This is a genomic window from Paenirhodobacter sp. (assembly GCF_041916475.1).
Classification (GTDB): domain Bacteria; phylum Pseudomonadota; class Alphaproteobacteria; order Rhodobacterales; family Rhodobacteraceae; genus Rhodobacter.
In genome coordinates, this window is sequence record NZ_JAYRZN010000036.1 from 23,533 (window position 1) to 33,591 (window position 10,059).

The 10,059-nt window shown below is 59.1% G+C and carries 12 protein-coding genes; 9 read left to right on the forward strand and 3 right to left on the reverse strand.

What is annotated here, in order from left to right; translation table 11 throughout:
* Window position 1: 1 nt before the first annotated feature.
* From ACOMG5_RS14195 to ACOMG5_RS14205, 3 genes are read right to left on the reverse strand one after another with little or no spacing between them, the layout of a single operon-like run.
* Entirely contained in the window at window positions 2-1,099 is a 1,098-nt protein-coding gene (locus ACOMG5_RS14195; RefSeq protein ID WP_420344456.1) for a carbohydrate ABC transporter permease, read from the reverse strand.
* Complete coding sequence (locus ACOMG5_RS14200) at window positions 1,099-2,070, reverse strand: carbohydrate ABC transporter permease (RefSeq protein WP_420344457.1); 972 nt, start codon at window positions 2,068-2,070, stop codon at window positions 1,099-1,101. The genes ACOMG5_RS14195 and ACOMG5_RS14200 overlap by 1 nt, the downstream gene beginning before the upstream one ends.
* Window positions 2,071-2,082: 12 nt before the next feature.
* Window positions 2,083-3,435, reverse strand: coding sequence for an ABC transporter substrate-binding protein (locus ACOMG5_RS14205; RefSeq protein ID WP_420344458.1), 1,353 nt, complete (start codon window positions 3,433-3,435; stop codon window positions 2,083-2,085).
* Window positions 3,436-3,670: 235 nt separating this feature from the next.
* On the opposite strand from ACOMG5_RS14205, the gene ACOMG5_RS14210 reads away from it, so the two are divergent.
* The 9 genes from ACOMG5_RS14210 (at window position 3,671) to ACOMG5_RS14250 (ending at window position 9,915) form a co-directional block, all read left to right on the forward strand.
* Entirely contained in the window at window positions 3,671-4,624 is a 954-nt protein-coding gene (locus ACOMG5_RS14210) for a glucokinase (protein WP_420344459.1), read from the forward strand.
* 110 nt (window positions 4,625-4,734) lie between these two features.
* Window positions 4,735-5,019 carry an STAS domain-containing protein gene (locus ACOMG5_RS14215; protein WP_420344460.1) on the forward strand — a complete coding sequence of 95 codons (285 nt, stop codon included), beginning with the start codon at window positions 4,735-4,737 and terminating at the stop codon, window positions 5,017-5,019.
* Window positions 5,010-5,375 carry a response regulator gene (locus ACOMG5_RS14220; RefSeq protein ID WP_420344461.1) on the forward strand — a complete coding sequence of 122 codons (366 nt, stop codon included), beginning with the start codon at window positions 5,010-5,012 and terminating at the stop codon, window positions 5,373-5,375. The genes ACOMG5_RS14215 and ACOMG5_RS14220 overlap by 10 nt, the downstream gene beginning before the upstream one ends.
* Window positions 5,376-5,385: 10 nt before the next feature.
* Window positions 5,386-7,443, forward strand: a complete 2,058-nt coding sequence (locus ACOMG5_RS14225; RefSeq protein ID WP_420344462.1) for a chemotaxis protein CheA — start codon at window positions 5,386-5,388, stop codon at window positions 7,441-7,443.
* A 4-nt stretch (window positions 7,444-7,447) separates the two neighbouring features.
* Entirely contained in the window at window positions 7,448-7,927 is a 480-nt protein-coding gene (locus tag ACOMG5_RS14230) for a chemotaxis protein CheW (RefSeq protein ID WP_420344463.1), read from the forward strand.
* The gene (locus ACOMG5_RS14235; protein ID WP_420344464.1) at window positions 7,924-8,781 is read left to right on the forward strand and encodes a CheR family methyltransferase; all 858 of its coding nucleotides are present in this window, start codon (window positions 7,924-7,926) and stop codon (window positions 8,779-8,781) included. The genes ACOMG5_RS14230 and ACOMG5_RS14235 overlap by 4 nt, the downstream gene beginning before the upstream one ends.
* A 6-nt stretch (window positions 8,782-8,787) precedes the next feature.
* Window positions 8,788-9,174, forward strand: a complete 387-nt coding sequence (locus ACOMG5_RS14240) for a response regulator (protein WP_420344465.1) — start codon at window positions 8,788-8,790, stop codon at window positions 9,172-9,174.
* A 29-nt stretch (window positions 9,175-9,203) separates the two neighbouring features.
* Window positions 9,204-9,533, forward strand: a complete 330-nt coding sequence (locus ACOMG5_RS14245) for a hypothetical protein (RefSeq protein WP_420344466.1) — start codon at window positions 9,204-9,206, stop codon at window positions 9,531-9,533.
* 64 nt (window positions 9,534-9,597) lie between these two features.
* Window positions 9,598-9,915 carry a hypothetical protein gene (locus ACOMG5_RS14250; RefSeq protein ID WP_420344467.1) on the forward strand — a complete coding sequence of 106 codons (318 nt, stop codon included), beginning with the start codon at window positions 9,598-9,600 and terminating at the stop codon, window positions 9,913-9,915.
* Window positions 9,916-10,059: the final 144 nt, after the last annotated feature.

The window sequence follows — 10,059 nt, forward strand, 5'->3', positions numbered from 1 at the left end:
CTCAGCCTCCCTTCACTGCTCCGGTCAGCATGCCACGCATCAGATATTTCTGCATCAGCACGAAGACGGCCAGAGGAATCATCATCGACACGAAGGCCGATGCCGCGAGGATATTCCATGCGCCGCCACGCGAGCCCAGCATGTCGCGCAAGGCCCCGGTCAGAACCAGTTGATCGGGGCGGTTGCCAAGGAACACCAGCGCCACCAGCAAATCGTTCCAGACCCACAGAAACTGGAGCGCGGCCAGAGCCGCCAGCGCCGGCGCACAGAGCGGCAGCACGATGCGCGCGAAGATCCGCAGCTCGGAGGCACCGTCCAGGCGGGCGCTGGCAATGATCGCCGTGGGCAGCCTGAGCATGTATCCGTGCAGCAGATAGACCATCAGCGGCAGCCCGAAGCCGGTATGCGCCAGCCAGATCCCGACATAACTTTTGCCGATCCCAAGGATCCCATGCAGCTTCAGCAGCGGGATCAGCGCCAGCTGAAGCGGCATCGCCATCAGGCACAGCAGCGCCGCGATCAGCAGCGATTTTCCCGGCAGCTCCATCCAGGCCAGCGCATAGGCCGCAAAGGCGGCGATCGCGATCGGGAGCACGGTTGCCGGGATCGTCACCGTCATGGTGTTCAGAACCGCGCGCCCCAGGCCCTCGGCCCCGATCACCCGGGCGTAATTGTCGAGCTTGAGCCGGGGCGGGGAGCGGGTCGTGATGAAAATGCGCGTGCCACGGTCCGCGTCGGTGCGCTCGGGCGTCCACAATGTGTAGCGGCCATCCGCCAGAACACTCAGGCGCCGCCCCTGCCCCAGATCCGCAGTCTCTCCCGGCCGGAACGCATCGGGCGCGCGCGCATCCACCCCCCAGCCGATCAACGACTGCTCCGGCGCAAGCACGCTGCCCGCAGCGACCCAGCCGCCCGCAAGGGGCTCGGTCGCAGCACCTGTGCGCACGAACCCGGCAAGCATGACCGGAGAGGCCGCCCGCCACCAGCCCGATTGCGCGATCTGATCCGGCGTGCGCAGCGAGGTCAGCAGCAGCCCCAGCGTCGGCACGACCCAGAGAACCACCAGCAGCGCAAGCGCTCCCCACGCCACCGCGCGCATCAGGCCCCTGCCCTGCGCAGGTTCGCGATCATCATCGGCACCATCAGCGCCATGAGCACCACGGCGATGGCCGATCCGCGCCCGTAATCCGGCGCCCCGCGGAACATCCAGTCATACATGAGATTGGCCAGAACCTGCGTGCCCCATTGTCCGTTGGTCATGACATGGACGATGTCGAAAACCTTGAGCGCCACCACCGTGACCGCCGTCCAGACCGCCATGATCGCACCGCGGATATGCGGCAGCTGGATCCGGAAGAACGCCTGCCAGGGCGTCGCGCCATCCAGCACCGCCGCATCGAGAATGTCCTGCGGGATCCGCCGAAGCGCGCCTTGCAGAAGCACCATGGCAAAGCCGGTCTGGGCCCAGACCAGCACCGCCATCAGGCACAGATTGTTCCAGCCGGGCAGGCTCAGCCAGTTTTGCGCCGCGCCGCCCAGAGACGCCAGCACCGCGTTCAGAAGGCCCGTCTGCGCCTGCCCGGCTGCGCGGTACTCATAGACGAATTTCCAGATGACCCCCGCCCCGGTGAAGGACATGGCGACCGGCATGAGGATCAGCACCGTCGCGAGCCCGCCCCACCGCGCAGCCACCGTCAGCCGCGCGGCCAGCAGCCCCAGTGCCGTCGTCACCGCCGGGACGAGCGCCAGCCAGAGCAGCGTGTTGCGCAGGGCTTCGCGAAACTTCGGGTCTTGGGCGAGCCAGCGGTAATTCGTACCCCCGGCCCATTGCGCGCCATCCGCATCCTTCAGGCTGAGCCAGAGCGAACACAGCACCGGATAGGCCAGGTACATGCCCATGAGCAGCACCGCCGGCCCCAGAAACAGCCAGGGCCGGATCACCCCGGCGCGGCGCAGATGCCCCCCCTTCCGCAGCAACAGATCCAGCACCGCATTCGATATCCAGAGCCACAGGACGCAGCCGAACGTCCCTACGACGATCATCCCCGCAGCGCCGATCAGCTGCTCCATCCGCCGCGCATCCTATTTCTTCACCCCGTCCCAGGTCGCCTGGATCCGGGAGGTGACCACCTCTGCGGAGGTGCCGCCCACGAAATCCACCATCCCCGTCCAGAAGGCGCCTGCGCCGATCGCTCCGGGCATCAGGTCGGAGCCGTCGAAGCGGAAGCTGTTGGCCTGAAGCAGCATGTCGTTCATCTTGCGCAGCACCGGGTTGGCATAGACATCGGCGTTCACGTCCCGGTAAGGCGTGGTGAAACCCTCCTGCGCCATCCAGATCTCATGCGCGATCGGGGTTTGCAGGAAGGCGATGAAGGCGTCGGATGCCGGATTGTCGGTCAGCTTGGCAAACAGCGTCGCCGCGCCCAGCACCGGCACCCCCGGCCCCCGCGCCGCATAGGGCGGCAGCGCAAAGACATCCACATCGCGCCCGGGCTGCACACCCTCCGGAAAGAACGACGGTATGAACGAGCCCTGATGGTGCAGATAGCATTGCGGCGGCACAGTGAAGAGGCCGCGCACACTGTCGCGGAAATCGGTCGTGGCGACGGCCTGCGCGCCGCCCGCCACATGGGCGTCCGTGCCGGCGAACCAGCCGAATTCCGTCACCGCCGCCACCACCTTCGGATCGTCGAAGCGGAGCCTGTTTGCGACCCAATCGTCATATGTTTCGGGCGGATAGAGGCGGAGCATCAGATCCTCCACCCAGTCCGTCGCCGGCCAGCCGGTTGCGCCGCCGGAGGCAATGCCGATGCACCAGGGCGTGCCGCCATCGGCCACGATCCGCTCGGTGAGCGCCTTCAGCTCCTCCATGCTGTGCGGGACATTATACCCCGCCTGCGCGAAATTTTCCGGCACATACCAGACCAAGGATTTCACATCCGCCTTGTAGGGGAAAGCATAGAGCCGCGCCGCGCCATCCGGCCCCGGATAGGTGCCATACCCGGCCCAGGTCTCGCCAAGGGCATAGTGCTCTTTCAGCCAATCGGCGGTCGCGGGCCGCAGCGGGCGCAGGTAGCCCTTGCGCGCCAGGTCTGCCGCAAGGCCCGGCTGCGGAATGCCCGCGATATCCGGCGGCGCACCGGCCTCGGCATCAATGACGATCTGCTGCTCGAAGCTGGAAGAGCCGGAATAGATCACCTTGATCCCGGTCGCCGCCTCGAAATAGGCCAGCACGCTTTCAAACAGCACCTTGTCTGGCCCGAGCCACGGCGCCATCACGGTGAGGGTCTGGCCGCGCAGATCCTGCGATTTCAGGGCTTCGAAGCTCTCCCAGTGAAAGCGCGGATCCGCGCCCGGCCTGAACACCAGCTCATCGGCGCGCGCCGGTGCTGCCGCCAGCGCAGCCCTGCTCAGCCGCGCCCCGACCGGTATCATCCCAGTTCTCATGCATGTGCGCGCCCAGCCGAAATTCAATCCAGAGCCAATGATAAAGGGCGCGGCAACGTTTCACAATTGGAGACATTGTTGTTCTTAAATGGGCTTTGGCCGCATCCATGTGTAATATGACGCCAGCCCGCGTCCCGCGCCGAAAGCCCCGCGCATCGTGGAACCTTGCGGCCCGGGCAAAAGCCGTCCTATCACGCTGAAACGACGGATCTGGAGCGCTGACATGTCCCGTTACACCCTGCTGGCCGATATCGGCGGTACCAATACCCGCGTTGTCCTGTCGCAGGAGGGGCGGCTGCTGCCTGAAACCATCAGCCGCTATGCCAATGCCGGGCAACCCGCGCTGGAGCCGGTTCTGCGGGCCTATATCGCCGAGAAAGGCATTGCCGACCTGGATGGCGCCTGCATCGCCGCGGCGGGGCCGGTACGCGACGGGGTCGCGACGATGACGAACCTTTCCTGGGTCATCGAATCCGGCGCAGTGGCGCAGGCCTTGCGCGCCGGGCGCGTCTCGGTCCTGAACGATCTCCAGGCCCAGGGCTATGCGCTCGGCCGGATCGCCCCGGAGATGCTGCGCCCGATCCTTCCCGGCCGCCCCGCCCTGCCCGATGCGAGCCAGCTGGTGATCGGGATCGGCACCGGCTTCAATGCCGCCCCCGTACACGAAGGACCGGGCGGGCGGATCGTCACGGCTTCCGAATGCGGCCACGTCACCCTGCCCGTCAGCTCCGAGGCCGACGAGCGCCTGGCGCGTTTCGTGGCCCGGGAGCATGGGTTTGCGTCGGTCGAGGACGTTCTGTCCGGCCGCGGGCTGGTGCATGTCTATGATTTCGTCTGCGCCGAGGCGGGCCAAGAGGTGTCGCGCGATTCGGCCGCGATCATGGCGGCGATTGCTGCTGGCGATCCTCTGGCGCGCGACGCTGCGCGGCTTTTCGTGCGCGCCATGGGCGCCGTCGCGGGCGATCTCGCGCTCACGCATCTGCCGTTCGGCGGCATCTATCTGATCGGGGGCATGGCGCGGGCCTTCACACCCCTGCTTACCGAATACGGCTTTGAGCAGGCGTTCCACGCAAAGGGCAGATTCTCGAATTTCCTGAGCGCTTTCCCCATGCACCTGATCGAGGACGACTATGCCGCGCTGCTCGGCTGCGCGGCCTACATGAATATGATCAAGTAGAGGAATTCGGTTCGCCATCAAGCGATTGTTAAGGGAGCAGACGTTAGCTTCAACCTCGTAACGACCGAGGTATGAGTGGCATGAGATCAGGCCCTGCTAACGCCCTAGAGATGCCCGCAACTTTGCAGCTGCCCCCGCGGCTGGATCTGGCACATATCGGGCCGGCTGCCGAAGCCCTGCGCGAGAATCTCGGTAGGGATCTGGTGCTGGATGCGGGCCAGGTCACGCATCTCGGCGCGCTCGGGCTGCAGTTGCTGATCGCCTCTGCGCAAAGCTGGCGCGCCGCGGGCCTGACCCTGCGGATCGAGCCACGGTCCGACGCCTTTGATTCCGCGCTGCAGTGTTTCGGTGTTCCGCTCCGCGATCTTCAGACGGGAGAAATCACATGTCACTGACAGTGCTCGCCGTGGATGACAGCCGGACGATCCGCGACCTCGTCAGTCACACGCTCCGGGAGGCGGGTATTACGGTGCACACCGCAGAAGATGGGATCGCCGGGCTGGAAAGGCTGCGCGACGTCACGCCGGATGCTATCATTTCCGACATAAACATGCCCCGGCTCGACGGGTTCGGCTTCATCGAAGCAATACGTCAGCAAGATTGCTTCCGCGCGATCCCGATCCTTGTCCTCACGACGGAAGCGGCTCCAGAACTCCGCGCCCGCGCCCGCGCCGCCGGAGCGACCGGCTGGATCGTGAAGCCGTTCGACCCGGCGAAGCTGGTCAAAGCCTTGCATATGGTCGCAGGCTGAGGAGGCGAGAATGACGACAGATCCACTTGCCGAAATCCGTGCAGGCTTTTTCGTCGAATGCGAAGAGCTTCTCGAATCCTTTCAGGACGGCCTGTCCGATCTCTCGTCGAAGGCGCCGAGCCCCGATACGATCAATACCGTTTTCCGCGCCGTGCACTCCATCAAAGGGGGAGCCGGGGCATTCGGATTCTCCGATCTGGTGAATTTTTCCCACAGGCTCGAATCCGTACTGGATGCGCTTCGGGAAAATCACGTCGATCTGAACGACCAACTTCTGAAGCTCTTGTTCCAAGGGGCGGATCTGCTGCAGGATTTCTTGCGCGCCGCGCGCGATGGTAGCGCCCTCCCAGATGGTGAGCCCTGCCTGCGGCAACTGGAAGCGCTGATGCCGGACATGGGCGATGCATCGGATCTGGTGTTTCAGCCACTTGCGCTGGATTTCAGCCTGATTGATAATGAACCGATGACGGTCGGCTGGCACGTCTTCTTTCGACCCTATGCAAAGCTCTATCAATCGGGCAACGAGCCGCTGTTCCTTCTGCGTGCTCTGCAAGATCTCGGAGCGACGCATATCGGCTGTAACCAAGAAGATGTGCCACCGTTGACAGCACTCGACGCCGATGAGGCGGCGCTGTCCTGGACGATCGAGCTGCCCGGAAATCTCAACGAGACAGACATTCGCGAGGTTTTCGAATTCGTCGATGATCTTTGTGAGCTATCGGTATCCAGCGCGGTATCGGAAAACACGGTAACGACTGACTTTTTGCCGACAGAGCCCATTACTGAGAAATTTTCAGCGCCTAACCCGGAACCGGAGCCAAAAACGGCTGCCGGAGAACGCGAGGCCCGTCCCGCCAGAGATGAGGTCAGCACCACCGTCCGCGTGGACCTTGATCGCGTGGATCGGTTGATGAATCTAGTTGGCGAGCTTGTGATCAATCAGGCAATGCTCGCACAAAGCGTCTCTGAAGCCGGAATGCAATCGAACTCAGCCGTTATGACCGGGCTGGAATCGTTCAACAGCCTGACCCGGGAAATTCAGGACAGTGTCATGCTGATCCGCGCACAGGCGGTTAAACCACTGTTTCAGCGCATGGCGCGCATTGTCCGCGAGGTTTCTGCGGCAACCGGAAAAAACGTACGTATGATCATGTCGGGAGAATCGACAGAAGTCGACAAAACCGTAATCGAGCGTTTGGCCGAACCGCTCACGCACATGATCCGAAACGCAATAGATCATGGTATAGAATCCCCAGAGAAACGCCGGGCTGCAGGAAAAACTGTGGAAGGCGAGGTGAACCTCTCTGCGAGGCATAGAGCCGGTCGCCTCGTGATTGAACTTTCTGACGACGGAGCGGGGATCGACCGCGACAAGGTTCGTCGTGTCGCGGCAAGTCGCGGCTTGATCACCTCGGATCTTGCACTCTCAGACGTTGAAATAGACAATCTTCTATTTCTTCCAGGATTTTCGACTGCATCAGAGGTGTCTGAGGTATCGGGCCGCGGCGTCGGAATGGACGTTGTGAGACAAGGAATTCATCTCCTAGGCGGTCGCATCGTGATCGAATCGGATCCAGGATTAGGGACAAAATTCACGATCTCGTTACCGCTAACGCTCGCGGTTCTAGATGGAATGGTCGTGACAGTTTCGAACGAAACACTCGTGGTTCCACTATCCTCGATCACTGAGACCGCCGCACTTGCGCCTTCCGATGTACGCACGATTGCCGGAGGTCATCAGGTGCTTCATGTTCGCGGAGCATTCTTGCCGATTTTCGATTTAGGATCAGAGCTCGGGTACCGCCCTCCGCGTTCAACAGAAGATGGTGGGATAGTACTCCTTACAGCCCAGGAAGACGGCGCAAGAGCCGCACTGATCGTTGACGGAATCGTCGAACAGCGTCAGGTCGTAATCAAGGGTTTGCAACGCACTTTTGGCCACCTTCCAGGAATTGCGGCAGCAACTATCCTCGGCGACGGGCGGATAGCGCTAATCCTCGACCCCGCAGATCTGGTTCAAAACGCGGGCCAATCTAAACGAACAGAATATTTCGCCCTTGCAGGATAAACCGATGAGTACCAGCCCATCCTCAACATCCAACCCTCAATCCTCAGAGGAACTTGAGCTTCTTGCTTTCCGGTTGGGCGACGATGAATATTGCATTGACATCATGTCAGTACGAGAGATTCGTGGCTGGACACGCCCGACGCCACTCCCACATACGCCTCCGCATCTTCGTGGCGTGATAAACTTGAGGGGCACAGTTCTCCCGGTAATCGACCTGCCCATGCGCCTCGGTCTGGCGGCAGTTACGGGCGACTCACGTAATGTCATCATTGTAGTTAATCTAGGTTCTCAACTTGCAGGTCTACTGGTTCATGCGGTATCAGATATTCTCACGCTTGAGAGCGGAAACCTGCAACCTCCTCCCGAAGTTGGAACTTATGTTCAACAAAAATTTGTTCGTGCGCTCGCAGTTGTCGAGAACCGGATGATACGACTTCTCAATCTCCCTGCCGTGCTGCCAGACATCTCGGCAGAAGTTGCATGACAACCTCGAAACGAATGAATTCCCCTATGCCACTGGGAACTGCGGAGCAGCACCGTATTGCGGAGATTCTTCGAGAAAAAGCCGGAATGCGGCTTCTTAGCTCTCAAGCCGCAATGTTGCAGTCGCGTCTATCGCGCCGCTTACGCGAAACTGGGATCAAGAATTTCGAAAGTTATGTGGCCTTCGTTCAAACAGACGAAGGCTCCGATGAACTTCGCGCAATGATTTCGACCATGACAACCAACTTCACCCAGTTCTATCGCGAACGACATCACTTCACTTTCTTTCGAAACACAATCTTGCCACCCCTAATCGAAGCAGCGCGTCAAGGTCAGTCAATCCGCATGTGGTCTGCAGGTTCTTCCAGTGGTCAAGAAGCATATTCGATGGCAATGGAGATCGCAGACGTGGCTCCAGATTTTTCGCAATGCGACATCCGGGTTCTTGCGACGGACATAGACTCAAAGATGGTATCAATTGGCCAGGAAGGGGTGTATTCATCTGACACGGTAACGCCGATCCCGGAGATCCTAAGAGAAAAATTCTTAATCCCAGAAGTCTCTGGATTTAGAATTTCCGCGGAAATCCGGAATATGGTGTCTTTTAGAGAACATAATCTCTGCGATGAGTGGCCGATGAGAAAGCTATTTAATGTAATTTTCTGCAGGAATGTTGGAATTTACTTTGAGGCGCGCGCCCAGATACAGCTTTGGAAACGGTTACAGGAGCGCCTTGCTCCCGGTGGTTGGCTTTTCGTTGGTCACTCTGAGAGGATCCCTTCTTTTGAGGGTTTCCGGCTTGAGCCAGTGGCACTGACGACATACCAGCTTTCAGCTCAATCGACTTACAACTAGGTTAAGATGTCTATAAAAGATAAACTCAAGGTCTTGGTTGTCGACGACACTTCCACAAGCCGTGGCCTACTAACTCAGGCACTTGAAGCGATCGGCTTTCTAAGTATTGAGACCGCTACTGATGGGCAATCGGCAATGCAGACACTTCATAAAAAAAATGTTCATTTAGTGCTGTCCGATTTTTTTATGCCCGACATGAACGGAATTCAGTTACTTCATCATATCCGCACAAATCAAAACCTTAAAGGAGTTGGTTTCATCTTAGTTACAGGTCGAGCAACTCCGGAGATAATACGATCTGGACAGAAACTTGGAATGAACAATCTGCTACACAAGCCATTCTCACAAAGCGAATTGCGTACTGTCATTGAGTCGGTGGTGGGCCGCATATGACGGAAATGGATTAGATTGGAAGCCATGAAATGAACCTCTCTGAAAACGGACCAATTAATGTTCAGGATCTTGCGTCACGCCTGTCGACAGATATGGAGACAATATGTATATTGGCGAAAGAGGTTCAAGATGCATTATCAAATTGCGACCTTCACGGCACTGCGCCGTCCGACATAAAAAAACTGCAGCATCTTGATATAATTACGCAGTCAATGAAAATCTATGCCGAGGCCGTTCGTGAAATCTCGAAGCGAGTCCCGTTCGACATCACGATTCCCGATGGAATATTATCCTTGCCAACACTTCAGCCACTCGACAGCATTAACGAAGGCCCCGAAAACTCCGTGACATGGCTATAAAACAACAAAATTACCTTCAGGTATTCTTCGAAAATTTTTGATCAGGACAAGTCTCCACTTTTTTATGCTGCGACGAAAGCCTTCATTGTTTCCGACTGCGTTTTGTCTATTTTTGGTTTCGGAGGATCGTGATCAGCCGTTCAATTTCACCAAAAGCGGCCATAATTGGAAATTACATAGCTTTCGTGACAATTTTGTCCGAGCGGGCCATTTTGCGCCGATGAACGTTGAGTCTTACCTCTTCTCTTCCATTCTCTTTTCAGGCGCGGATTTTGGTGAGGGCCTTACCCTGGGTCGGACAACGCTCTGTGACGGCGATGCTGATCTGGATTTGTACCCTCTGACGGTCTGGATCACTTTATCTGATCCGCTCATCAGCTAGATTGCGACGGTTCATCTAGGGCCCAGACTCATTGCTTTTGACAGCCAGAACAAGACGGTTGCGGCGAGCATGATCGCGGAGAAGAAGGTTTCCGGACATCGGTCGTATCGTGTGGCGACCCGCCGCCAGTCCTTGAGGCGGCCG

Excerpts from the sequence above, each read along its gene's own strand:
- ACOMG5_RS14195 (WP_420344456.1), bottom strand. The coding sequence starts at position 1,099 with ATGCGCGCGGTGGCGTGGGGAGCGCTTGCGCTGCTGGTGGTTCTCTGG.
- ACOMG5_RS14200 (WP_420344457.1), bottom strand. The coding sequence starts at position 2,070 with ATGGAGCAGCTGATCGGCGCTGCGGGGATGATCGTCGTAGGGACGTTC.
- ACOMG5_RS14205 (WP_420344458.1), bottom strand. The coding sequence starts at position 3,435 with ATGATACCGGTCGGGGCGCGGCTGAGCAGGGCTGCGCTGGCGGCAGCA.
- ACOMG5_RS14210 (WP_420344459.1), top strand. The coding sequence starts at position 3,671 with ATGTCCCGTTACACCCTGCTGGCCGATATCGGCGGTACCAATACCCGC.
- ACOMG5_RS14215 (WP_420344460.1), top strand. The coding sequence starts at position 4,735 with ATGCCCGCAACTTTGCAGCTGCCCCCGCGGCTGGATCTGGCACATATC.
- ACOMG5_RS14220 (WP_420344461.1), top strand. The coding sequence starts at position 5,010 with ATGTCACTGACAGTGCTCGCCGTGGATGACAGCCGGACGATCCGCGAC.
- ACOMG5_RS14225 (WP_420344462.1), top strand. The coding sequence starts at position 5,386 with ATGACGACAGATCCACTTGCCGAAATCCGTGCAGGCTTTTTCGTCGAA.
- ACOMG5_RS14230 (WP_420344463.1), top strand. The coding sequence starts at position 7,448 with ATGAGTACCAGCCCATCCTCAACATCCAACCCTCAATCCTCAGAGGAA.
- ACOMG5_RS14235 (WP_420344464.1), top strand. The coding sequence starts at position 7,924 with ATGACAACCTCGAAACGAATGAATTCCCCTATGCCACTGGGAACTGCG.
- ACOMG5_RS14240 (WP_420344465.1), top strand. The coding sequence starts at position 8,788 with ATGTCTATAAAAGATAAACTCAAGGTCTTGGTTGTCGACGACACTTCC.
- ACOMG5_RS14245 (WP_420344466.1), top strand. The coding sequence starts at position 9,204 with ATGAACCTCTCTGAAAACGGACCAATTAATGTTCAGGATCTTGCGTCA.
- ACOMG5_RS14250 (WP_420344467.1), top strand. The coding sequence starts at position 9,598 with ATGCTGCGACGAAAGCCTTCATTGTTTCCGACTGCGTTTTGTCTATTT.